Below are 23,397 nucleotides of genomic sequence, written 5' to 3'. Positions count from 1 at the left end.
CGCCGCGCTCAGCGGGTCAGCGCGGAGCTGTGCGCGAACGTCGTCCGGAGCTCGACGCCGGTGCCGAGCACACGGGTGAGGGGTGCCTGGCCGGCGACCTCGCGGGCGCCGTCGAGCTGCTCGGCGTCGAGGTCCTCGGTGTAGGTCACCCGGACGTCGAGGACCCACCCCGGGCGGACCGCCACGACCACCTCGAGGTCACCGCCGTAGGAGTACGTGCTGTCCAGGTGCGCCCGCAGCGTGATGGCGGTGTCGGAGGCCAGCGCGGCCGCGAGCAGGCCCAGCGGGCTCGGGCCGGCGCTGCCGCCGTCGCGGTGCGGCGGGGCGCTCACCGTGAGGTGCTGGCGGCCGACGTGCACCGCCGTCACCCGCTCCTCGGTGGCGGGCAGCAGGGCGCTGGCCACCGCCAGGCCGTCCTGCGCCGTGGTGTACGGGGTCGCCGCGGGATCGGTCACGTCGTCCTCCAGGTGGTCCACGCGCCCGGTGGGGCCGCCACGCCCGACCCTGGCACGCGGGCCGGGCCCCGTCGAGGTCGCCGGCCGCGGTGTCCCGGGACGGCGGCCGGTCAGTTGCGGCTGAGCAGCATCTCCTCGGTGTCGAGCTCCCGCAGGATCGCCGTGACGACCTCCTCCTCGATGCGGCCCTCGTCGCGGGCCCGGAGGAACACCGCCCGCTCCACGGCCAGCATCTCCCGGCGCAGCCGCCGGTAGACCGTCGACGGCGGCTCGCGGTCCTGGCTGCCCAGCCGTTCCCAGGCGAACAGCCCGCGGATCTCGGCCTTGTCCCGGAGCCGGTCGACGACGTCCGGCGGCACCGCGCCGTCGCCGGCGACGAGCTCGTCGAGGCGCTTGATCGCGGCGTTGGCCGCCTCGTGCTGGACGGCGGCCTCCTGCAGCGCGTCCTCGGTGGCGCTGGGCCCGGGCAGCGCGGCCCGGCGGATCACCCAGGGCAGCGTCAGGCCCTGCCCGACCAGGGTGGCGACGACCACCACGAAGGTCAGGAAGACCAGCAGGTTCCCCTGCGGGACGCCGGGCAGGAAGGCCAGCGCGGCGGCCAGGGAGACCACCCCGCGCATCCCGGCCCACGACAGCACCGCCGGGTACTGCCACGGCGTCACCGGGTCGCGCCGGCGCACCCGCGGGACCAGCCGCCCCAGGTAGGTGGCCGGGAAGACCCACGCCGGGCGGCTCAGCACCACCGCGAGGGTCACCGCCACCGCGGCACCCACCACGGTGGCGGCCGGCAGCCCGCGGACCTCCTCGAGGATCGACGGCAGCTCGAGCCCGATGAGCGCGAACACGATCCCGGTGAGCAGGAAGTCGATGATCTCCCACAGCGGGTCGGCGAGGGTCCGCGAGGCCGCCGTGAAGTACCGGTACCACCGGGTGCTCAGCCAGAGCCCGGTGGTCACCACCGCGACCACGCCGGACGCGCCGACGGCCTCGGCGAGCAGGTAGGACGTGAACGGCGTCAGGAGGCTGAGGACGACGTCGATCATCGGCTCGTCGTTGCGCCGGTGCAGCTGCGCGGCGACCCACGCGGTGCCCAGCCCGATCGCCACCCCGCCGACCGCGGCGAGGACGAACTCCCCGAGGAAGTCCGCGATCGTGACCGACCCGGCCAGCGCCGCGATGGCCACCCGCAGCGTGGTCAGCGCCGTCGCGTCGTTGACCAGGCTCTCCCCCTCGAGGACGCTCACCAGCCCCCGGGGCAGGCCGGCGCGGCGGGCCACCGCCGTCGCCGCCACGGCGTCGGGAGGTGCCACCACCGCCCCGAGGGCGAAGCCGGCCGCGAGCGGCAGGCCCGGGACCACCGCCCAGGCCACCAGCCCCACGACCAGCGTCGTGAACAGCACCAGCCCGACCGACAGCAGCCCGATGGTCCGCAGGTTGGCCCGCAGCGAGCGGTTGGACGTGCGCCAGGCCGCGGCGTAGAGCAGCGGCGGCAGCAGGAGCAGCAGGACCACGTTCGGGTCGATGCGGTAGTCGGGCACGCCGGGCACGTAGGACAGCGCGAAGCCGACCAGCACGAGCAGGATCGGGCCGGCCACCGGCACCTTGCGGCTGAGCGCGGTCACGGCCGCCACCACGAGGACCAGACCGAGCACCTCGAACAGCCCCCCGAGCGTCACCGCGCTGTCCGCCGCGGCCGCCAGGAGCGTCCGGTCCGTCGCCATCGAGCCTCCACCGGTCCGGGAGGGGGTCGGACCGCGGCCCAGTATCGGCCTCCCGGCCGCCTCCGCCGTCGCACCTCCCCCACGGGCCGCGCCCGCCACGGCGCCCCCTGGCGTTCCTGTACCGCCCGGTCCGCGGCGCGGAGCATGCACCGGGGTGCACCGGCGCACCCCCGGGGAGGTGCCAGGTGTCGTCGTTGTCGGATCCGGCCGTCGCGCGGGTGCTGCGCCACCACGCGCAGCGCTCCCCCGGCACACCGATGCGGGCGGTGGTCTCCAAGGCCGCGGCGCTCGGCTACGAGGTGGTCGCGCCGCAGGAGGGCAGCAGCGCCACGTACCTGCGGCTGGTGGCCACCGCGCCGACCGGCCACCGCACCACGCTGTACGTCGACGGCGGCAAGCTGAGCTCCGGTGGCCGGGCCGACCGGGAGTTCGCGCGCGGGGTGCCCGGTGCGGTCGAGACCCGGGCCGACGTGCAGTTCCCCTTCGCCGGCGCCGATCCCTTCGCGGTGCTGGTCGCCTTCGCGGAGGGGGCGCACCGCGCGGCCGCGGGCCGACCGCCCGTTGCGCCGCCGCCCGTGCCACCGCCGCCCGCTCTGCTGCCGCCCGCTCCGCTCCCGCCCGTCCCCCTCCCGCCCGCGCCCGTCCCGGCGGGCGGACCGCGGCGCCGGCTCGTCGTCCTCGGCGTCGTCGCGGCCGTCGTCCTGCTGGTCGCGGTGGCCGGCACCGCCGGCTCCGGGCCGGCCGGCGGCGTGCTCGCGCTGGGGCTCGCGCTGCTGCTGGTCGGCCTGGGTGCCGTGGTGGCCGGCCGCGCGCGGTGGGCCGGCATCGCCTCGCGCCGGGTCGGCGGGGCGGTGCTGGCCGCCGGGCTGGTGACCACCGGGATCGGCGGGGCCACCGTGCCCGCGGCCGCACCCACCGCCGCCGCGGGGCCCGCGACCGGCTCCGCGCCGGCCGCCCCGACCACCTCGGCCGCCGAGGTGAGCGCCGCGGCCGAGGCGGCGGCCGCCGCCGGCGACGCCGCGGCCACACAGGCGGAGACCGACGAGACCGCCGTCCCCGCGCTCGACCCGGCCACCGGCCTGCTCTCCGACGGCGCCACCGAGGCCGCCGTCGACGGCGCCGCGCCGTCCACCGCCCTCGCCGCACTGGCCGCCGTCCCCGTGCAGGGTCGGGCACCGCGCACCGGCTACGACCGCGACCTGTTCGGCGCCGGCTGGGTCGACACCGACCGCAACGGCTGCGACACGCGCAACGACGTCCTGGCCCGCGACCTCACCGGCGAGACGTTCAAGGCCGGCACGCGCGACTGCGTCGTCCTCGCCGGCACGCTCGCAGACCCCTACTCCGGCCGGACGATCGACTTCCGGCGTGGTCAGGGCACCAGCGAGGCGGTGCAGATCGACCACGTCGTCGCGCTGTCGGACGCCTGGCAGAAGGGCGCGCAGCAGTGGGACGCGGCGCGCCGCACGCAGTTCGCCAACGACCCGCTCAACCTGCTCGCCGTCGACGGGCCGCTCAACCAGGCCAAGGGCGACGGCGACGCCGCCACCTGGCTCCCGCCCGACCGGTCCTACCGCTGCGCCTACGTGGCCCGGCAGGTCGCGGTGAAGGTGAGCTACGGGCTGTGGGCGACCGCGGCCGAGCGCAACGCGATCGCCACGGTGCTGGCCGGCTGCCCGGCCGAGCCGCTGCCCGGCGGCGTGGCGGTCCCGGCGCGGCAGACGGCGGCGCCGACCACCGCGGCTCCCAGCCGGCCGGCGCCCGCGCCGACGACGAGCCCGCGTCCGGCGCCCGTGCCCGTGCCCGCGCCGGCCCCGGCTCCGGCGCCCGCCCCCGCGCCGCCACCGGCACCGGCACCGGTCCCCGAGCCGGCGCCCGCGCCCCCGCCGGTGGCCACGTCGTACGCGAACTGCGACGCCGTGCGCGCCGCCGGTGCCGCTCCCATCACGCCCGGCGACCCGGGCTGGGACCCGAAGTTCGACCGCGACGACGACGGCGTCGGCTGCGAGTGATCGCCGGGGCCTGGACCCCGCGCCCCCGTGGTGCGGGGGCCAGGACCGGCGGATCGGGGGGCCGGCCTCAGTCGGCCAGCAGGGCGGCGTGCGCGCCGAGGCGGTGCGCGAGGGCCGCGGCGGTGCCGGTGGCGCGCAGGACGTCGGCCAGCAGCTCGGCGAACTCCGTGGCGTCGCCCGCGCGCTCGTCGAGCTCGTCGTCGAGCAGGGCGTGGAGGTCGGCGGGCTCGAGGTCGGCCAGGTCGACCAGCACCAGGGGGAGGCCGGTGGTGTCCGGGGCGGTGTCCACGGCGGTGCTCCTCGGGTCGGGCCGGGGTCGGTCCCGGCACCTGCGACCCTGCGCGGGCTGCCGCAGCGGCGGCTGCGCGCAACCGCACGATCGGCGCAAGACCGCCGCACCGACCCCCTTCGGGTGACGCCCGGCGCACCCGGGTGTGAGCGCGCGCCGCGGCGGTCATCGACCGGGCGCCCGGCACCGCCCGGGCCCGCGGCACCCTGACCAGCGCCCCGGTCCCCCACGCGGGGCTCCGGACGGCTAGGGTCGTCGCGTCGGGAAGGCCCTGCGCACTGGCAGGACCCCGATGCACCATCGCAGCTAGGAGCGAGCAATGCCCGAAGGAACTGTCAAGTGGTTCAACGCGGAGAAGGGGTTCGGCTTCGCCACCCCTGACGGCGGTGGGCCGGACGTGTTCGTCCACTACTCGGCCATCCAGACCAGCGGGTACCGCTCGCTCGACGAAGGCCAGCGGATCTCGTTCGACATCGAGCAGGGCCAGAAGGGCCCGCAGGCGGCGAACGTCAACCCGCTCTGATCCCCTGATCAGCGCAGCGCCCCCGTCCGGCTCCGCCGGGCGGGGGCGCTGTCGTGTGCGGGCCGGTCAGCGCGCGCGGGGCACGTAGCCGCCGATCAGCGCCGACATGAGCAGCGCGCCGTCGTCGGGCCCCACGGCGGTCGCGGCGTCGGCGAACGCCCGCCAGCGGGCCCGCTCGACGTCGGTCGGGGCGTGGGCCGCCCGGGCGGTGAGCTGCTCGACCAGCCGCTCCCACTCCGACTGCGGCGTCGGCCAGAGCCCGGCCAGGCGGCGGGCCTCCGGCGAGATCCCGGTGAAGCGGACGATCTCCCCGGAGTAGGTGGTGAGCACCTCGACGTAGCCGGCGGCGACCAGCGCCCGGGCGGCGGCGAGCACGTCGGGCTTGGGCAGCCCGCTGGCCGGCACCACCTGGCCGAGGTAGGGGTTGCCGCCGTGGTCGGGCCCGTCGACGAGCCGCGCGACCGCCCGCAGCACGGGCAGGTCGCGGCGGAACCAGGTGTCGGGCAGCGGCGTGTCGGACCGCGGCGTGTCGGGCAGCGGCCGGTCGGGCGGGGTCACCGGCCCAGTCTCCGCCGGACGCGACGGAGCCCCGCCACCCGGGGGCACGGGGTGGCGGGGCCATCGGTGTGGTGGTGATCGGCCTGCGTGCAGGGTCCCGCCGCGAGCCTGCGAGCGGTGGGGGCACGGGAGTCCTCCGTCAGGCGTCGCGGGCGCCGGTCAGCTCCGGCCGCAGCGCCAGGACGACGCCGAGGGCGACGTAGCCGACCAGCAGGTGACCACCGGCGGTGTAGGCGATGAGCTCCGGCGCGATCTGCGCGACCGGGATGTTCACCGGCGCCCAGCTCTCGGCCACCATCGGCCACCAGCGGGCGGCGCCGGTCCAGCGGCCCGCGATCGCGATCCGGATGCCGATGAGGAACATGCCGACCATCGACAGCGGCCAGAAGACGTCGAGGGCGAGGTACCAGCCCTCCTCGGCGTGCTGCGGCAGGAACGCCGAGCTGAGCGTCGACAGGATCGCCAGGCCGAGCAGCACGTGCTCGAGGTGGAGGGAGAACCGGGCGAGCCGGCCCGTCCCGATCGCCCCGGTGCGCAGCTGCACGGAGACCAGGGCGAGGAGGCCGAGCTGGAACAGCAGCGCGGTCACCTCGTAGGTCAGGTCCTGCCAGCGGCTCGCGGGGTCGATGCCGAAGGCGAGGGTGGCGGCGGCCCAGGCCGCCGAGCCGGTGGCGACCGCGATGCCGGCGCGGCGCACCGAGCGGGTGGAGGCGACGGGGCGGGGCGCCGGTCCGGCCGGCACCGCGGGGGCGTCGGTCCGGGCGGGTGCGGGGGTGGTGTGCAGGGACATCTCGTCTCCCGGTTCGTGGCTCGCGGCGCCCTGTGCGCCGTTCCGGGAGAACCGTCGCGGGGACGCGTCCCGGGCGCCCAGGGCCCGCTCCCACCGATCCGGTCCCGTCCGGTGTCCCGGGTGACACGGGACGGCCGACCCGTGACGACGGGGACGGCGGCAGGTGAGGATCCTGCGCGTGCAGGCAGCGAGCGTGGTGGCCGGTCCGGGGCCCGAGGCGGCCGGGGCAGCGCCGCCCGCCTCGGCGTTCCCCGTGGACGACGACCCCGGGCGCACGCCGCGCGCGGTCCGGGTCACCGCCTGGGCGGTCGTCGCGGTCACCGTGGCCTCGCTCGCCGGGGCCACCGTCCTCGACCTACTCACCCCCGCGGCGGCGCGCACCGCCGCGCAGGCCGGTCCCGGCTGGCTGATCGGCCTGCCCGGCGTGGGGCTGGCGGTGCCCGCGGCGCTGCTGCTGCACCGGGCCCCGCGCAACGCCGTCTCGTGGGTCGTGGCCGGCACCGGGCTGCTGTGGGCGCTCGACGGCGTCGCGCAGTCCTGGCTGGTGTTCGCCGTGCAGTCCGACCCGCCGCTGCCCGGGGCGACGGCGTCGTTCTGGTTCGTCCAGCGGTTCGGCGCCTGGCTGCTGCTGGGCCTGCCCCTGCTGCTGCTCCTCTACCCCGACGGGCGGCTGCCGGCCGGGCGGTGGCGCCCGGTGGCGGTGCTCAGCCTGGTGTCCACGGCGCTGCTGCCGACGCTGCTGCTCGTCGTCCCCTCGGAGATCGCCGACGCCCGCACCGGCAGCCGCGTGCCGGAGGTCTACCGGTCGCTCGACCTCGACCCCACGAGCCTGCCGCTGCCGGAGGCGGTCGTGCTGCCGCTGCTGCGGGTGGCGTTCCCGGTGGCCGTCCTGGGTGTGGTCGTGCCGGTCGCGGCCGTCGTCGCCCGGTACCGGCGGGCCTCCGGGGACGGCCGCCGCCGGATGCGCTGGCTGCTGTGGGCCGCCGTCGTCGACCTGCTGCTCATGGTCGCGACCCTCTTCCTCCCCGGCGACGAGGCCTCGATCGCGCTCTCCCTCGCCGTCACCCTGACCGGGGCGGCGGTCGCCGTCGGCGTCCTGCGGCCGCAGGCGGTCGACGTCGACCGCCTCCTCGGCGGCACGCTGGTGTACGGCGGCCTGGCCGTGGGCGTGGTGCTCCTCGACCTCGCCGTCCTCGGCGCCGCCGGGGCGCTGCTGGGCGACTCCTTCGGCGAGCGCGACGCCACGCTGCTCACCCTGGTGCTGGTCGCCGGCGTCTACGTCCCGCTGCGCTCACCGCTGTGGCGGCTGGTCCGCCGGTGGGTGCTCGGCGAGCGCGAGGACCCCTACCGCGTCGTCTCCGGCCTGGCCGAGCGGCTGGAGCGCACCGACGGCGCCGAGGAGCAGCTCATGGCGGTCGCCGCGGGCATCGCCGAGGCGTTCCGCAGCCCCTACGTCGGTGTCGAGGTCGACTCCGCCGACGGTGGGCGGCTGGTCGCCGAGCACGGCACCCGGCCGGCCGCCGTCAGCTCCCTGCCGATCGCCTACCGCGACGAGCAGGTCGGCCGGCTGCTGCTCCCCCGCGACGGCGTCCGCGCGCAGCTGGTGACCCGCGACGAGCGGCTGCTCGCCGACGTCGTCCGGCAGGCCGCGGCGGCGGCCCGGGCCGGCGCCCTCGCCGCCCAGCTGCAGGCCAGCCGGGAGCAGCTGGTCACCGCCCGCGAGGAGGAGCGCCGTCGCCTGCGCCGCGACCTGCACGACGGGCTCGGCCCCTCGCTGGGCGCGGTGGTGCTGCGCATCGACACCGCCCGCAACCTCGCCGCCGCCCGGCCCGAGGACGCCGACCGGCTGCTCCGGCAGGCCCGCGACGACGTCGCCGCCGCGCTGGCCGACGTCCGCCGGCTGGTGCACGACCTGCGCCCGCCGGCCCTGGACGACCTCGGTCTGGCCGGGGCGGTGCGCCAGCAGGCCGAGCGGCTGCTCGCCCCGCGGGTGCCGGTGACCGTCACTGCCGACGGCGTGGGTGACCTGCCCGCGGCGGTGGAGGTGGCCGCCTACCGGATCGCCTCGGAGGCGCTGGCCAACGCCGCCCGGCACGCGCGGGCCTCCCGGGTGGACGTGACCCTGGAGCGCGACGGCGACGGCGCTCTCGTGGTCACCGTCGCCGACGACGGCACCGGCATCGCGCCGGACCGGGCCGCCGGGGTGGGGCTCGTGTCGCTGCGCGAGCGAGCGGCCGAGCTGGGCGGACACTGCACGGTCAGCTGCCCGGCCGAGGGCGGCACGCGGGTGCGGGCGGTGCTGCCCGGCGAGGGAGGGGTCCCCGGTGAGCGAACCGGATGAGCCGGTGCGGGTGGTCGTCGCCGACGACCACCCCGTCTACCGCGACGGGCTGGCGCTGCTGCTGGGCTCGGTGCCCGGGCTGGAGGTGGTCGGCACCGCGGCCGACGGCGCGGCAGCGGTCGAGGTGGTCCGCGAGCACCTGCCCGACGTCGTGGTGGTGGACGTGCAGATGCCGGTGCTCGACGGCATCGAGGCCACCCGGCGGATCGCCGCGGAGGCGCCGTCGGTGGGCGTGGTGGTGCTGACGATGAGCGAGGACGACGGCACGGTGTTCGCCGCCGTCCGCGCCGGCGCCCGCGGCTACCTGCTCAAGGGCGCCGACCAGGAGGAGGTGGTGCGCGCGATCACCACCGTGGCCTCGGGCGGGGCGGTGTTCGGCGCGGCGCTGGCCCGCCGGATCGCCGACTTCTTCACCGCCGGGCCGGCCGGTCCCGAGACGGCGTTCCCGCAGCTGACCGCCCGCGAGCGGGAGGTGCTCGACCTGGTCGCCGCGGGGCGGTCCAACGCGCAGATCGCCGCGGCGCTGTACCTGTCGCCGAAGACCGTGCGCAACGTGGTCTCCAACGTGCTGACCAAGCTGCAGGTCACCGACCGCGCGCAGGCGATCGTGCGGGCCCGCGAGGCCGGCCTCGGGCGGTGACGGCCGACGACGCCGACGACGTCCGCGGCGTCCTGCGGCGGGTGGCCGGCTGGGCCGCGGGCCGCCCGGACGTCGTCGCCGTCGGGCTCGCCGGGTCGCGGGCCCGCGGGACGGCGCGGCCGGACTCCGACGTCGACCTCGTCGTCGTCACCCGCGACCGGGACGGCTACCGCGGCGCCGACCGGCTGGCCGGCCTCCTCGGTGCCGGGGCGGCCGACCTGCGGACGCGGCGCTGGGGGCCGCTGCTCGAGCGGCGCCTCCGGCTGCCCGGGGGGCTGGAGGTCGACGTCGGGCTGGTGCCGGAGAGCTGGGCGTGCGACCCGGTCGACGCCGGCACGGCGCGGGTCGTCGAGGACGGGTTCGTCGTCCTGCACGACCCCTCGGGGCTGCTCGCCCGGCTGGTCGCGGCCGTGCGCCCGGGGAATCCGCCCGTCGGCCGGCCTGTTCCTCCAGGCATGACGACCACTCCCCAGCCCAGGGTGACCAAGACCGACGAGGAGTGGCGGGCCGAGCTCTCCCCGCAGGAGTACGCCGTGCTGCGCCAGGCCGGCACCGAGCGCCCGTTCACCGGTGAGTACGTCGACACCAAGACCGTCGGCGTCTACACCTGCCGCGCGTGCGGGGCCGAGCTGTTCCGCTCGGAGACCAAGTTCGACTCGCACTGCGGCTGGCCGTCCTTCTACGAGCCGTCGTCGTCGGACAACGTGGTGCTCCGCGAGGACCGCACCTACGGCATGGTCCGCACCGAGGTCCTCTGCGGCAGCTGCCACAGCCACCTCGGCCACGTCTTCGACGACGCCCCGCAGACCCCGACGGGCGACCGCTACTGCATCAACTCGGTCTCCATCCGGCTGGTCCCCGCCGAGGGCTGAGCCCTCCCCGCACGCCCCGAGGGCGGTCACCCGGATCGGGTGGCCGCCCTCGGTCGCGTCGGGGCGCGCGGCGCCGTCCTCCCCCACCGCAGCGCGTCCTCCCCCACGGTGGACCGTGCGGGAGGACCCGCCACGATCAGGTCACCTGATCGTGGCGCGGCCCCGCATCAGGCCAGGTCGCGCACCAGCTCGGCGACCGGCTTGCGCATGCCGGTGTAGAAGGGGATCTCCTCGCGCACGTGCCGGCGGGCGCGGCTGGCCCGCAGGTCGCGCATGAGGTCGACGATGCGGTGCAGCTCGTCGGCCTCGAAGGCGAGCATCCACTCGTAGTCGCCGAGCCCGAACGAGGCGACCGTGTTCGCGCGGACGTCGGGGTAGGGCCGGGCCTGCATGCCGTGCTCCTTGAGCATGTCCCGCCGCTCCTCGTCGGGCAGCAGGTACCACTCGTAGGACCGCACGAACGGGTAGACGCAGACGTAGCGGCGCGGCTCCTCGTCGGCGAGGAACGCCGGGATGTGGCTGCGGTTGAACTCCGCCGGGCGGTGCAGCGCCATCTGCGACCAGACCGGCTCCAGCGCGCGGCCGAGCGTGGTGCGGCGCAGCCGGGTGTAGGCCTCCTGCAGCGCGTCGGGGGACTCCGCGTGCCACCACACCATCAGGTCGGCATCGGCGCGCAGGCCGGCGAGGTCGTAGGTCCCGCGGACGACGACACCCTTGCCCGCCAGCTCCTCGAACAGCCCGGCGACCTCCTCGGCGGCGGCGGTGCGCTGCTCGTCGGCGAGCGGCCGGGCGAGCCGGAACACCGACCACATCGTGTAGCGGATGAGGGCGTTGAGCTCGTTGGCCCGCTTGCCGGTGCTCTTCGTCTCCGTCTGCTCGCTCATGCCCCCCATCCTCCCGCGGTGGGCGGGGGCCCTGCCGGGGCGCGGGGTGTGGCGCGGACCGCAGCGGCGGCGGACGCCAGCACCAGCGCGTCCTCGGCCAGCGCCGCCGGCAGCGCCCCCAGGCGCGGCGCCGCCTCCCGCCGCCAGCGCAGCCCGCCCAGCGTGCCCGCCGTGGCACCGGCCGCCCCGGCCAGCGCCGCCGGCACCGCCGTCCCGCCGGCGCGCCGCGCCAGCAGCACCCCGCCGGCGGCTCCCGAGAGCACCCGGACGGCGAAGCTGGGCGGCATCGTGCGGTCCGGGGTCGTGGGCAGCTTGTCGGCCACCAGCTCCCCCCCGACGGCGGCGAGCGCGGCCCACCGCACCGGCGCGCGGGGCGAGGCGGCGAGCGCGGGCGCGGCCACGCCGAGGGAGCTGCGGCCACCCGCGGCGGTGCCGAGCAGGGCGGCCCGCAGGAGGATCGAGGCGGTCACCGGCACACCCTGTCAGGTCAGGCCAGCGCCTCGACCGCCCGGCGGGCGCCGCGGATGCACGCCGGCACCCCGACCCCGTCGTAGGCCGCCCCGGCCACGGCCAGGCCGGGCACCGCGGCCACCGCGTCCCGGACGGCGACCACCCGCTGCGGGTGCCCGACCAGGTACTGCGGCAGCCCGCCGCCCCAGCGGGCCAGGTGCGTCTCCACCGGTTCCCGGCGCTCGAGGTCGAGCAGGTCGGCGACGTCGGCGACCACCGCGGCGGTGAGGTCGTCGTCGTCGCGCTGCAGCTGCACCTCCTCGCCGTAGCGGCCCACCGACGCGCGCACCCGCACCAGGCCGTCGCCGGACAGGTGCGGCCACTTCGACGACGACACGGTGACGCCCTTGACCAGCCGCCCGGTCACCGGCGGCACCAGCAGCCCGGACCCGGCATCGACCGGCTGCGCCGGGAAGGCCATCGCCACCACCGCCATCGAGGCGTACGGGATGCCGCGCAACGGCTCGACCGCGCCGGGCGCGACGCCGGCCAGCAGCCGGGCGGACTTGCCCGCCGGCGAGGTCACGACGACGGCGTCGGCCTCGATGACCTCCGGTGCCGCGAGCCGGCCGACGGCGACCTCCAGCCGCCCGCCCGCCCGGCGCAGCGCGTGCGCGGGCGTGCGCAGCCGCACGTGCGCACCGGAGGCATCGGCCAGCGCCTGCGGCAGCGCCCCGAGCCCGTCGGCGACGGTGACGAACACCGGCCCGTCGACGTCGCCGCGGCTGCGCGCGCCGGCCTCCCGGGCCGCCACCGCCGCGGCGAGCACGCTGTCGGTGCGGGCGAGCTGCGCGGCCAGCGCCGGCATGGTCGCCGCCAGCGACAGGTCGTCGGGCCGGCCGGCGTAGACCCCACCCAGCAGCGGCTCGACCAGCCGGTCGACCACCTCGTCGCCGAGCCGCTCGCGCAGCAGGCGCCCGACCGAGACGTCGCCGTCGAGGCGCAGCGGCGGCAGATCGGCCTCCGCCCGCACCCGCGCGACGCCGTCGGGGGTGAGCACCCCGGCCAGCCCGTCGGCCGACGTCGGCACCCCGAGCACGGTGCCCGGCGGCAGCGGGTGGCGGCCGTCGGGCAGCACGATCGAGGCCTGCGTCGTCGACGGCGCGACCAGCCGGTCGGCCAGCCCGAGCTCGGCGACCAGCTCGAGCGCCTCGGGGACGCGGGCGAGCACCGCCTCCGGGCCGGTGTCGTACCAGGTGCCGGCCAGCTCGACCCGGTCGACCTTGCCGCCGATCCGCCCGCCGGCCTCGACGACGACGACCTCGTCACCGGGGCGCTGCCGCGACCACGCGAACGCCGCAGCGAGCCCGGTGATCCCCGCGCCGACGACGACCAGCCGGCTCATCGCCGGGTCAGCTCGTGCACCAGGTCGACGACGTGGGTGAGCACGCCGGGGTCGGTGTCGGGCAGCACGCCGTGGCCGAGGTTGAACACGTGCCCGCGGGCGGCGCGGCCCTGCTCGACGACGCGGCGCACCTCGCGGTCGACGGTGGCCCGGTCGGCGAGCAGGACGGCGGGGTCGAGGTTGCCCTGCAGCGACCGCTGGGGGCCCACCCGCCGCGCGGCCTCGTCCAGCGGCACCCGCCAGTCGACGCCGACGACGTCGGCCCCCGCGTCGCCGATCAGCGCCAGCAGCTCCCCGGTGCCGACGCCGAAGTGGACGCGCGGGACGTCGCGGTCGCCGAGCCCGTCGAAGACGGCGCGGGAGTGCGGCAGCACGCGGGTGCCGTAGTCGGCCGCGGACAGCACGCCGGCCCAGGAGTCGAACAGCTGCACCGCCGAGGCGCCGGCGTCGACCTGCGCCCGCAGGAACGTCGCGGCGGACACCGCCAGCCGGTCCAGCAGCCGGGTCCATGCCTCGGGCTCGGCGTACATGAACGCCTTGGTGCGGGCGTGCTCCTTCGACGGGCCGCCCTCGATGAGGTAGGTGGCCAGCGTGAAGGGCGCCCCGGCGAAGCCGATCAGCGGCGTGGGCCCGAGCTCGGCGACCAGCCGGCGCACCGCCGTCGCGAGGAAGTCCAGCCGGTCGGGCTCGAGGTCGGGCAGCGCGTCGACGTCGGCCACCGTGCGCACCGGGTCGGCCACCACCGGGCCGACGCCGGGCTTGATCTCGATGTCGACCCCGGCCACCACCAGCGGCAGCACGATGTCGGAGAAGAGGATCGCGGCGTCCACGCCGTGCCGGCGGACCGGCTGCAGGGTGATCTCGGTGACCAGGTCGGGGTCCTGGCAGGCCTCCAGCATCGCCGTCCCGGCGCGCAGCGCGCGGTACTCCGGCAGCGAGCGGCCGGCCTGCCGCATGAACCACACCGGCGTCCGGTCGACCGGGAGGCCGCGCGCGGCACGGACGAGGTCCGAGTCGGCGGGGGACGTCGGGCGGGCGGCAGCGGTGCTCACGACGGCCGATCCTCCCAGACCCGGGGCGCCCCGGTGCCGGAGCGCCCGGCGCCCGGGACCGGCCCGCCGCCCGTCCCGGGCCGCCGACCTGCGGCGAGTCCGAGACAGACCGGGCCCGGGGCCCTACCCTGCGAGCGTGGAGCCTCGCAAGCTGGCCGGTCCCCGGGAGGGTGCCGGTGCACGCGCGGCCACGGACCCTCCCGCCGACTTCGTCGCCGGCGTCGCCGCACTCACCGCGCTGCGCGTCCGCCCGGAGATCGTCGTCGAGCCCATCCCCGCCCCGCAGCGGCTCGCGCCGTTCGTCCACGCGCTGGGTGTGCGGGTGACCGAGGGCGAGGGCGACGACGAGGTCGAGCTCGCCGTCGGCCGGTTCATCGTGCTCCACGACCCCGCCGGTCACGAGGCCTGGCACGGCACCACCCGCTGCGTCGGGTACCTGTCGGCCAGCACCGACGAGCACATGGTCGACGACGCGATGTTCTCCGAGGTCGCGTGGAGCTGGCTGACCGAGGCGCTGGCCGGCTCCGGTGCCGCGGCGCAGGCCCTCGGCGGGACGGTCACCCGCACCGCCTCCACCCGCTTCGGCGACCTGGCCGGCCCGGAGCACACCGTCGACGTCGAGATCCGGGCCTCCTGGACCGCCACGGACACCGCCCTCGACCGGCACCTCGACGCCTGGCTGGAGGTCATCGGCACCGCGGCGGGGCTCCCCCCGCCCGGGGTCTCCCTGCTGGGTCCCTCCGGCTCCGCCGACGACGGCAACTAGCATCGGACCGGGGAGTCCGGCACTCCCCGGTCCGCACCGGGGGCGACCAGGGCGGGCGCACGGACGAGACGGGCGAGAAGGTGGACGGCAACTGAGCACCCAGCCCCTGCCCGACCCCGCACCGGCCGACGACCCCACCCCGGCCGACGACGCACCGGCGGCCGACGCCCCCGCCCCGGTGCCGCTGCTCGCCCCCCGCGACGGCCTGCCGCCGGTCATCGACACCCCGGCGGCGCTGGCCGAGTACGCCGCGGCCCTGCGCGCGGGCACCGGCCCGGTCGCCGTCGACGCCGAGCGCGCCTCGGGCTACCGCTACGGCCAGCGCGCCTACCTGGTGCAGCTGCGCCGCGCCGGCGCCGGCACCGGCCTGGTCGACCCCGTCCCGCTGGACGACCTCTCCGGGGTCCAGGCCGCCATCGGCGACGAGGAGTGGGTGCTGCACGCGGCCAGCCAGGACCTCCCCTGCCTCGCCGAGATCGGGCTGGTGCCCGCGCGGGTCTTCGACACCGAGCTCGCCGCGCGCCTCGCCGGGCTGCCGCGGGTGGGCCTGGCCGCCGTCGTGGAGTCGCTGCTGGGGTACTCGCTGGTCAAGGGCCACTCCGCCGCCGACTGGAGCACCCGCCCGCTGCCGGAGGAGTGGCTGGTCTACGCCGCGCTCGACGTCGAGGTGCTCGTCGACCTCCGCGACGCGCTCGCCGCCCTGCTGGCGGAGCAGGGCAAGACGGAGTGGGCACGGCAGGAGTTCGCGGCGGTCCTCGCCGCCGGGCCGCCGGCGCCCCGGCAGGACCCGTGGCGGCGCACCTCCGGCGTGCACGGGCTGCGCAACCGCCGGCAGCTGGGCATGCTGCGCTCGCTGTGGGAGGCCCGCGACGACCTCGCCCGCCGGCGCGACATCGCCCCGGGCCGGGTGCTGCCCGACGCCGCGATGGTCTCCGCCGTGCAGGCCGACCCGCAGACCGAGGCGGCGCTGCTCGAGCTGCCGGTGTTCCGCGGCCGGGCCAACCGCCGGCTGGTGGGCACCTGGTTCGGTGCGCTCGCCCGCGGCCGCGCGCTGCCCGAGTCGGAGCTGCCGCTGCACAGCCGCCCCGGCGACGGACCGCCGCCGGTGAGCCGGTGGGCCGACCGCGACCCGGCCGCGGCCACCCGCCTGCAGGCGGCCCGCGCCGGACTGGCCGAGCTCGCCGCGAAGCACGACCTGCCCGTGGAGAACCTGCTCTCCCCCGACCTGGTCCGCCGGCTGGCGTGGACGCCGCCGGAGCCGCGCGACCCCGCGACGGTCGCCGCGACGCTGCGCGCCGGGGGTGCGCGCGAGTGGCAGGTCGAGCTCACCCGCGACCTGCTGACCGACGCCGTCAACCGCGCCTGAGCGGAATCCCCACCGACGGCGAGGGCCCGCCGTCCGGATCGGACGGCGGGCCCTCGTGGTGAGGTGCTGGAACGGCCTCCCTGCAGGGGCCCGCGCCGAGCGGAGCGAGGCGTGGGGGGCAGGGAGGTCCTTCGTCAATGGCCCGTGGCGGCGGCCCTCCTCCGGGCCAGCGCGTCGACCGAGGCGGCGAGCAGCAGCACCCCACCGGTGATGATGAAGTTCAGGTACGCCTCGGTGCCGAGCAGGCCGAGCCCGTTGGCGATGATCGCCACCACCAGGCCACCGAGGACGGCGTCGCGCACCCGTCCGCGGCCGCCGAAGAGGCTGGTGCCACCGATGACCGCGGCGCCGACGGCGTAGAGCAGCGTGTTGCCACCGCCGGAGCCGGGCGCCACCGAGCCGAGCCGGGCGGCGGCGACGATCCCGCTGATCGCCGCCAGGGTCGAGCCGATGACGAACACCGCCACCCGGATCCGGGTGACGTTGATGCCGGCCCGCCGGGACGCCTCGGCGTTGCCGCCGACGGCGTAGACGTGCCGGCCGAAGCCGGTGCGGCCGAGCACGAAGGTCAGGAACAGCAGCAGGACGACCACGAGCGGGATGGCGTACGGGATGCCGGCGAGCACCACGCCGGGCGCCGGGGCCCGGTCGACGCTGAGCACGGCCGTGACCACGACGACGACGGCGGCGATGACCGCGATCCGCACGAGCACCACCGCCAGCGGGGCGTGCGCGAGCCCCTTGGCCTTCTGCACGCGGAACCGGTTGAGCTGCAGCGCGGCGTACAGGGCGATGACCACCACGGCGAGGACCCAGCCGAGGACGACCGGCAGGTTCTTGTCGCTGATCGCCGAGATGACCGGGTCGCGCACCGGCACGGTGCCGCCCTCGCCGATGAGCCGCAGCGTGAAGCCCTGCCAGCCGAGGAAGAGCGCGAGTGTGACCACGAACGACGGGATGCCGACCAGGCCGACGAGGCTGCCGGTGAACAGACCGATGACCACGCCGGTGGCGATGGCCGCGAGCACCGCGACCCACCAGGGCGCGCCGGTGTCGGCGAGCAGCTTGGCCATGACCGCGGCGCAGACGCCGCTGACCACACCGGCGGACAGGTCGATCTCGCCCAGCAGCAGGACGAAGACCAGCCCCATCGCCAGGATGATGATCGGCGCCGCCTGGTCGGCCAGGTTGGCCATGTTGCGCGGGGTCAGGAACGTCTCGGGCCGCAGCACGAAGAACAGCAGGCCCAGCGCGACGATGCCGAGGACGGCCGGCAGCGCCCCCAGGTCACCGCCCCGGACACGGTCGACGTAGGCGCGGGCCGCCGCGCCGAGGGAGTCCGCGGAGCGGTCGGCCTCGAAACCCGACGGGGCGCCGCCGGGCTCCTGCGCGCTGGTGGGCTTGGAGATGGTGCTGGACATGGTTCAGACCTCCACAGCCGCGACGTCGGCGGGCGCGATGCCCAGGTTCCCCGACCGGCCAGCGGTGATGAGCTCGATGACCTGGGGCCGGTCGACCTGGGAGATGGGGATGTCGGCCGCCATCCGGCCCAGGTACAGGGCCGCGACCCGGTCGGCCACCTCGAAGACGTCGACCATGTTGTGGCTGATGAAGACCACCGCGTGGCCGGTGTCGGCCAGCCGGCGGACCAGGTCGAGCACCTGGCGGGTCTGCGCGACACCGAGGGCGGCGGTCGGCTCGTCGAGGACCACCAGCTTGGACTCCCACAGCACGGCCTTGGCGATCGCGACCGTCTGGCGCTGGCCACCGGAGAGGCTGGAGACCAGCTGGCGCACCGACTTCAGCGTGCGCACGGAGAGCCGGGCGAGGGTGTCCCGGGCGGCCTGCTCCATGGACGACTCGTCGAGGACGAAGCCGTTCTTGCGCTCGCGGCCGAGGAACATGTTCTGGACGACGTCGAGGTTGTCGGCGAGCGCGAGGTCCTGGTAGACGATCTCGATGCCGAGCGCCGCGGCGTCGCGCGGGCCGCCGATCGTGACCGACCGGCCCTCGAAGAGCACCTCGCCGGAGTCGATGGCGTGGATGCCGGCGATCGACTTGATGAGCGTGCTCTTGCCCGCGCCGTTGTCGCCGACCAGCGCGGTGACCTGGCCGGGGTAGACCTTCAGGTGCACGTCGTGCAGGACCTGGATCGCGCCGAAGCTCTTGTTGACGCCGCGGAGCTCCAGGGTGGGGGTGCCGTCCTCGGGACGGTCGGTGGGTGCGGACACGCCGGGCCTCTCGGTCGCGCGGGTGGGCGGGTGCAGCGGTGGAGCAGCCGCCGGGGCGCCCATCATCGACGCCCCGGCGGCTGCTGGCCACTACTCGATCCCGAGCTCCTGGCACGCGGCGGCGAAGTCGCCGGTGCACAGCTCCTCGGCGCTCACGAAGTCGTCCTCGACGACGTCGTTGACGTTGTCCCGGAAGATCGAGACCGGCGTGAGCAGGATCGACGGGACCTCGCGGCCGCCCTCGGGGTCCTCGACGGTGCCGGTGGTCTCGGCCTCCTCGCCGTTGATCAGCGCGACGGCGAGGTCGGCCAGCGCGCTGGCCTCCTCGCGGACGGACTTGTAGACCGTCATGCACTGGTTGCCGGCGAGGATGTTCTGCAGGCCCTCCACGGAGGCGTCCTGGCCGGTCACGTTGGACTGGCCGGCGGCGTTGTTGCGCTCGAGGATCTGGATCACCGAGTTCGCCAGGCCGTCGTTGGCGGCGAGCACACCCTGGATGTTGCCGTTGTTCTGGGTGTACATCTGCTCGAAGATCGTCGCCGCCTCCTGGTTGTCCCAGTCGGGCACGGCCTGCTCAGCGACCTGCGTGTACTGCGTCAGCGGGTCGAGGACCTCGTGCGCGCCGGAGGAGAACAGCGTCGCGTTGTTGTCGTCGGGCGAGCCGTTGACGAACGCGATGTTGCCCTGCGTGACGCCGTTGGCCTCGAGGCACTGCTGCAGGCCCTGGCCCTGCAGCCGGCCGACCTCGGTGTTGTCGAAGGAGACGTAGTACTCCGCCGTGCCGCCCAGGGTGAGCCGGTCGTAGTCGATGGTGGCGACGCCCTCGGCGGACGCCTGCTCCTGGATCTGCGCGCCCGAGGCCGAGTCGAGGTTGACGATCGCGAGGACGGTGGCGCCCTCGGTGATCATCTGCTCGGCGATGGTCGCCTGCCGCTGGGCGTCGCCCTCGGCGTTCTGGATGTCGTAGTCGACACCGGCCTCCTCGAAGGCCGCCTCGAGGTAGGGGCGGTCGAAGTTCTCCCAGCGCACCGAGGACTCGGTGTCGGGGAGGATCACGCCGACCCGGCCGGCGGAGTCGCCGCCACCGCCGCCGCCACCGCCGTCGCCGGAGTCACCGCCGCCGCTGTCGCTGCCGCAGGCGGCCAGGCTGAAGACGAGGGAGGCCGCGAGGGCCGTCATGAGGGTGCGCCGTCGCGCCATGGATCTCCACCGTTCCGTCGGGAATCTACAGAAGTGCGGCGGCCAATATGCGCTCTCCGTCACACCCGTCGCAAGAGTGCGTCCGGCACGTTGCCGGACCGTGACCCTCCCGGGACGCACGGGAGGCCCGCCGGCACGCCCGACCCGGAGGGGTCGGCCGTGCTTGGCCACGCGGTTACCGGCGGGTAACTTCATCGGTGCCGCGCCCCTCTCCGGGCCGGTTCCCGTTCCCGCTGCGGAGGTCCCATGTCCCGCTCGCTGCGCGAGGTCGTCTTCGTCGACGGCGTGCGCACCCCCTTCGGCAAGGCCGGCCCGAAGGGTCTCTACGCCGAGACGCGCGCCGACGACCTCGTCGTCCGCGTCATCCGTGAGCTGCTGCGCCGCAACCCGGCGCTGCCGGCCGAGCGCGTCGACGAGGTGGCCATCGCCGCCACCACCCAGGTCGGCGACCAGGGGCTGACCATCGGCCGGACCGCCGCGCTGCTGGCCGGGCTGCCGAAGACGGTGCCCGGCTACGCGATCGACCGCATGTGCGCCGGCGCGATGACCGCCGTCACCACCACCGCGAGCGGCATCGCCTTCGGCGCCTACGACGTCGCCATCGCCGGCGGCGTGGAGCACATGGGCCGCCACCCCATGGGCGAGGGCGCCGACCCCAACCCTCGGTTCTTCAGCGAGAAGCTCGTCGACGGCTCGGCGCTGGTCATGGGCTCCACCGCGGAGAACCTGCACGACCGCTTCCCGCACCTGACCCGGGAGCGCGCCGACGCCTTCGCGCTGGCCAGCCAGCAGCGCTACGCCAAGGCCGTGGCCAACGGCCAGATCGGCCCGGAGCTGGTGACCGTGGCGACCCGCTCGGCCGAGCACGGCTGGGGCCTGGCCACCGCCGACGAGCCGCCGCGGCCGGGCACCACCCTCGAGGGGCTGGCCACGCTGCGGACGCCGTTCCGCCCGCACGGGCACGTGACCGCCGGCAACGCCGCGGGCCTCAACGACGGCGCCACCGGCTGCATCCTCGCCGCCGAGGAGGTCGCCCGGGAGCTGGGCCTCACGGCCGGCATGCGGCTGGTCGGCTACGGCTTCGCCGGCGTCGAGCCCGAGGTCATGGGCGTCGGGCCGGTCCCCTCGACCGAGCGCGCGCTGGCCCGCACCGGCCTGACCATCGGCGACATCGGCCTCTTCGAGCTCAACGAGGCCTTCGCCGTCCAGGTGCTGGCCTTCCTCGACCACTTCGGCATCGCCGACGACGACCCGCGGGTCAACCCGTGGGGCGGCGCGATCGCCGTCGGCCACCCGCTGGCCTCCTCCGGCGTGCGGCTCATGACTCAGCTGTCGCGGCAGTTCGCCGAGCGGCCCGACGTCCGCTACGGCCTGACCGCCATGTGCGTGGGCCTCGGCATGGGCGCCAGCGTCATCTGGGAGAACCCGAACTGGGAGGGTGTCAGCAAGTGACCACCGCCGTCTTCGCGAACGAGGTCGTGACGCAGGCGCACGTGCAGTACCTGCGCGTGCCCGGCCTGGCCGGCGAGATCGCCCTCGTCACGCTCGACAACGGGCACGACCACACCCGCCCGTCCACCTTCGGCCCCGGTGGCCTGGCGGCGCTGGACGCCGCGCTCGACGAGATCGAGGCGCACACCCCGGCGCCGGCGGCGATCGCCGTCACGGGCAAGCCGTTCGTCTTCGCCGTCGGTGCCGACCTCTCCGGCGTCCCGGCGGTCACCTCCGCCGACCAGGCGCGGGAGACGGCGCGGACCGGGCACCGGGTGTTCCGCAGGCTGAAGGACTCGGCGGTCCCGACGTTCGCCTTCGTCAACGGCGTCGCCCTCGGCGGCGGCCTGGAGCTGGCGCTGCACTGCCACCACCGCACGATCGCCTCGACGGCGCTGGTGGCCTTCCCCGAGGTGTTCCTCGGCCTGGTGCCCGGCTGGGGCGGCACCCAGCTGCTGCCGGACCTGATCGGCATCGACGCCGCCGTCACGGTGGTCGTCGAGAACGCGCTGGCGCAGAACAGGATGACGCCGGCCCCGAAGGCGGCGGCGCTGGGCATCGCCGACGCCGTCCTCGAGCCAGCCGACTTCCTCGAGCGGTCGCTGGAGTGGGCCGCCGGCGTGCTCGACGGCGACGTCGTCGTGTCCCGCCCCGAGGTCGACCGCTCGGCCTGGGACGCCGCGATCGGGCGCGCCCGCGGCATCGTGGCCGCCCGCACCCGCAACGCCTCCCCGGGTGCGCTGCGCGCCGTCGAGCTGCTCGACCTCGCCCGCCACGGCGTCGACGGCGAGGCGTTCACCGCCGGCACCGCGGCCGAGGACGAGGCGCTCACCGACCTGCTGATGAGCGACGAGCTGCGCGCCTCGCTGTACTCGTTCGACCTCGTCAACAAGCGGGCCAAGCGGCCGGCCGGCGCGCCCGACAAGGGCCTGGCCCGCAAGGTCACCAAGGTCGGCGTCGTCGGCGCGGGCCTCATGGCCTCCCAGCTGGCGCTGCTGCTCGTGCGGCAGCTGGAGGTCCCGGTGGTCCTCACCGACGTCGACCAGGCGCGCGTCGACAAGGGCGTGGGCTATGTGCGCGGGGAGCTGGAGCAGCTCGCCGCCCGCGGCCGGCTGTCGGCCGACCGGCTCAACCGGCTCACCGGCCTGGTCGGCGGGTCGCTGGACAAGGCGGCGTTCGCCGACGCCGACCTCGTGATCGAGGCCGTGTTCGAGGAGATGTCGGTCAAGCAGCAGGTGTTCGCCGAGGTGGAGGCCGTCGTCTCCGCCGAGTGCGTGCTGGCCACCAACACCTCGGCGCTGTCGGTGACCGAGATGGCCTCCAAGCTCGAGCACCCCGAGCGGGTGGTGGGCCTGCACTTCTTCAACCCCGTGGCGGTGCTGCCGCTGCTGGAGGTGGTGCGCGCCGAGCAGACCGACGACGCCACGCTGGCCACCGCGTTCGCCGTGGGCAAGGCACTGAAGAAGAGCTTCGTGCTGGTCGCCGACGCCCCGGCGTTCGTGGTCAACCGGCTGCTCACCCGCTTCCTCGGCGAGGTCACCGCCGCCGTCGAGCAGGGCACGCCGGTGGCCGTGGCCGACCGGGCGCTGGACCCGCTGGGCCTGCCGATGACGCCGTTCGAGCTGCTCACGCTGGTCGGCCCGCCGGTGGCGCTGCACGTGGCCGAGCGGATGCACGAGGCCTTCCCCGACCGGTTCGCCGTCGGCGAGGGGCTGCGGCGGATGGTCGAGCTGGGCAAGACGTCGGTGTACTCCGAGCCCGGCGTCGTCGACCCCGAGCTCGAGGGCATCGACGCGGGCGACTCGCCGCTGAGCGAGGAGCAGGTGCGCGACCGCGCCGTCGAGGCCCTGGCGCAGGAGATCGGGCTGATGCTCGACGAGGGCGTCGTCCAGGCCGTGCAGGACGTCGACCTGTGCATGCTGCTGGGCGCGGGCTGGCCGTTCTGGCTGGGCGGGATCTCCGCCCACCTCGACCGCACCGGCGTCTCCGAGCGGGTGACCGGCCGGCGGTTCCTGCCGCGCGGGGTGGCCTCGCTCCCCGCCTGACCCCGCGCACGTCCCGGGACGTGCACGGACGACGACGGCCCGGGTCCCCGCGTGGGGGCCCGGGCCGTCGTCGTCGAGGGGGCCGTGGTCGAGGGGGCCGTCGTCGAGGGCCCGTTGTTGAAGGGGCCGTCGTCGAAGGGGCCGTCGTCGAAGGGGCCGTCGTCGAAGGGGCCGTCCTGGCTCACCTCCGCGGGGGGGGGGGGGCCCCCCCCCCCCCCCCCCCCCCCCCCCCCCCCCCCCCCCCCCCCCCCTCGCGGCGGGGCCCCGCCCCCCCCCACCTGGCGCCCCCCCCCCCCCCCCCCCCCC

General features: G+C 76.4%; 21 protein-coding genes. 9 read left to right on the top strand and 12 right to left on the bottom strand.

Annotation, left to right across the window (positions count from 1 at the left end; all coding sequences use genetic code 11):
• Positions 1-8 precede the first annotated feature (8 nt).
• On the bottom strand, positions 9-455 hold the full coding sequence (locus ACI8AD_RS17720) for a hypothetical protein (RefSeq protein ID WP_456871839.1): 447 nt from the start codon (positions 453-455) through the stop codon (positions 9-11).
• A gap of 110 nt (positions 456-565) precedes the next feature.
• Entirely contained in the window at positions 566-2,176 is a 1,611-nt protein-coding gene (locus ACI8AD_RS17715) for a Na+/H+ antiporter (protein ID WP_456871838.1), read from the bottom strand.
• Between the two features lie 185 nt (positions 2,177-2,361).
• On the opposite strand from ACI8AD_RS17715, the gene ACI8AD_RS17710 reads away from it, so the two are divergent.
• A complete protein-coding gene (locus ACI8AD_RS17710) occupies positions 2,362-4,188 on the top strand; it encodes a GmrSD restriction endonuclease domain-containing protein (RefSeq protein ID WP_456871837.1) in 1,827 nt (608 codons plus the stop codon).
• 67 nt (positions 4,189-4,255) lie between these two features.
• Here the strand turns inward: ACI8AD_RS17710 and ACI8AD_RS17705 are convergent, their stop codons facing one another.
• Complete coding sequence (locus ACI8AD_RS17705; RefSeq protein WP_456871836.1) at positions 4,256-4,477, bottom strand: hypothetical protein; 222 nt, start codon at positions 4,475-4,477, stop codon at positions 4,256-4,258.
• Between the two features lie 319 nt (positions 4,478-4,796).
• Between ACI8AD_RS17705 and ACI8AD_RS17700 the strand changes: the two genes are divergently transcribed.
• The gene (locus ACI8AD_RS17700) at positions 4,797-5,000 is read left to right on the top strand and encodes a cold-shock protein (RefSeq protein ID WP_012948038.1); all 204 of its coding nucleotides are present in this window, start codon (positions 4,797-4,799) and stop codon (positions 4,998-5,000) included.
• Between the two features lie 66 nt (positions 5,001-5,066).
• Here the strand turns inward: ACI8AD_RS17700 and ACI8AD_RS17695 are convergent, their stop codons facing one another.
• Together ACI8AD_RS17695 and ACI8AD_RS17690 are read right to left on the bottom strand one after the other, a co-directional pair.
• Complete coding sequence (locus ACI8AD_RS17695; RefSeq protein ID WP_456871835.1) at positions 5,067-5,558, bottom strand: hypothetical protein; 492 nt, start codon at positions 5,556-5,558, stop codon at positions 5,067-5,069.
• Between the two features lie 139 nt (positions 5,559-5,697).
• Entirely contained in the window at positions 5,698-6,348 is a 651-nt protein-coding gene (locus ACI8AD_RS17690; protein ID WP_456871834.1) for a hypothetical protein, read from the bottom strand.
• A 178-nt stretch (positions 6,349-6,526) separates the two neighbouring features.
• Here ACI8AD_RS17690 and ACI8AD_RS17685 point away from each other — a divergent pair, with 178 nt between their 5' ends.
• The 3 genes from ACI8AD_RS17685 to msrB are packed head-to-tail and all read left to right on the top strand — an operon-like array spanning position 6,527 to position 10,201.
• Positions 6,527-8,689 (top strand): histidine kinase, encoded by a 2,163-nt coding sequence (locus ACI8AD_RS17685; RefSeq protein ID WP_456871833.1) that lies wholly within the window; start codon positions 6,527-6,529, stop codon positions 8,687-8,689.
• On the top strand, positions 8,673-9,329 hold the full coding sequence (locus tag ACI8AD_RS17680) for a response regulator (protein ID WP_456871832.1): 657 nt from the start codon (positions 8,673-8,675) through the stop codon (positions 9,327-9,329). Before ACI8AD_RS17685 ends, ACI8AD_RS17680 begins: the two co-directional genes overlap by 17 nt.
• On the top strand, positions 9,326-10,201 hold the full coding sequence (gene msrB / locus ACI8AD_RS17675) for a peptide-methionine (R)-S-oxide reductase MsrB (RefSeq protein ID WP_456871831.1): 876 nt from the start codon (positions 9,326-9,328) through the stop codon (positions 10,199-10,201). The genes ACI8AD_RS17680 and msrB overlap by 4 nt, the downstream gene beginning before the upstream one ends.
• A gap of 167 nt (positions 10,202-10,368) precedes the next feature.
• Here the strand turns inward: msrB and hemQ are convergent, their stop codons facing one another.
• From hemQ to hemE, 4 genes are read right to left on the bottom strand one after another with little or no spacing between them, the layout of a single operon-like run.
• The gene (gene hemQ / locus ACI8AD_RS17670) at positions 10,369-11,085 is read right to left on the bottom strand and encodes a hydrogen peroxide-dependent heme synthase (protein ID WP_456871830.1); all 717 of its coding nucleotides are present in this window, start codon (positions 11,083-11,085) and stop codon (positions 10,369-10,371) included.
• Positions 11,082-11,555, bottom strand: coding sequence for a hypothetical protein (locus ACI8AD_RS17665; RefSeq protein ID WP_456871829.1), 474 nt, complete (start codon positions 11,553-11,555; stop codon positions 11,082-11,084). Before ACI8AD_RS17665 ends, hemQ begins: the two co-directional genes overlap by 4 nt.
• 17 nt (positions 11,556-11,572) lie before the next feature.
• Positions 11,573-12,940, bottom strand: coding sequence for a protoporphyrinogen oxidase (gene hemG / locus ACI8AD_RS17660; RefSeq protein ID WP_456871828.1), 1,368 nt, complete (start codon positions 12,938-12,940; stop codon positions 11,573-11,575).
• A complete protein-coding gene (gene hemE, locus ACI8AD_RS17655) occupies positions 12,937-13,992 on the bottom strand; it encodes a uroporphyrinogen decarboxylase (RefSeq protein ID WP_456871827.1) in 1,056 nt (351 codons plus the stop codon). Before hemE ends, hemG begins: the two co-directional genes overlap by 4 nt.
• Before the next feature lie 136 nt (positions 13,993-14,128).
• Here hemE and ACI8AD_RS17650 point away from each other — a divergent pair, with 136 nt between their 5' ends.
• Both ACI8AD_RS17650 and ACI8AD_RS17645 read left to right on the top strand, forming a co-directional pair.
• Positions 14,129-14,758 (top strand): DUF3000 domain-containing protein, encoded by a 630-nt coding sequence (locus tag ACI8AD_RS17650; RefSeq protein ID WP_456871826.1) that lies wholly within the window; start codon positions 14,129-14,131, stop codon positions 14,756-14,758.
• Positions 14,759-14,936: 178 nt separating this feature from the next.
• Complete coding sequence (locus tag ACI8AD_RS17645) at positions 14,937-16,124, top strand: HRDC domain-containing protein (RefSeq protein WP_456871825.1); 1,188 nt, start codon at positions 14,937-14,939, stop codon at positions 16,122-16,124.
• Positions 16,125-16,258: 134 nt separating this feature from the next.
• Here ACI8AD_RS17645 and ACI8AD_RS17640 read toward each other — a convergent pair whose 3' ends face one another.
• The 3 genes from ACI8AD_RS17640 to ACI8AD_RS17630 form a co-directional block, all read right to left on the bottom strand.
• Entirely contained in the window at positions 16,259-17,545 is a 1,287-nt protein-coding gene (locus ACI8AD_RS17640) for a sugar ABC transporter permease (protein WP_456871824.1), read from the bottom strand.
• A 3-nt stretch (positions 17,546-17,548) separates the two neighbouring features.
• Positions 17,549-18,355 carry an ATP-binding cassette domain-containing protein gene (locus tag ACI8AD_RS17635; protein WP_456871823.1) on the bottom strand — a complete coding sequence of 269 codons (807 nt, stop codon included), beginning with the start codon at positions 18,353-18,355 and terminating at the stop codon, positions 17,549-17,551.
• 90 nt (positions 18,356-18,445) lie between these two features.
• Entirely contained in the window at positions 18,446-19,555 is a 1,110-nt protein-coding gene (locus tag ACI8AD_RS17630; RefSeq protein ID WP_456871822.1) for a sugar ABC transporter substrate-binding protein, read from the bottom strand.
• A gap of 246 nt (positions 19,556-19,801) precedes the next feature.
• Here ACI8AD_RS17630 and ACI8AD_RS17625 point away from each other — a divergent pair, with 246 nt between their 5' ends.
• Entirely contained in the window at positions 19,802-21,007 is a 1,206-nt protein-coding gene (locus ACI8AD_RS17625) for a thiolase family protein (RefSeq protein WP_456871821.1), read from the top strand.
• On the top strand, positions 21,004-23,091 hold the full coding sequence (locus ACI8AD_RS17620) for a 3-hydroxyacyl-CoA dehydrogenase NAD-binding domain-containing protein (protein WP_456871820.1): 2,088 nt from the start codon (positions 21,004-21,006) through the stop codon (positions 23,089-23,091). Before ACI8AD_RS17625 ends, ACI8AD_RS17620 begins: the two co-directional genes overlap by 4 nt.
• Positions 23,092-23,397 lie beyond the last annotated feature (306 nt).

The organism is Geodermatophilus sp. SYSU D00766, from assembly GCF_054049915.1.
This window is presented reverse-complemented; position numbering and strand designations above follow the sequence as displayed.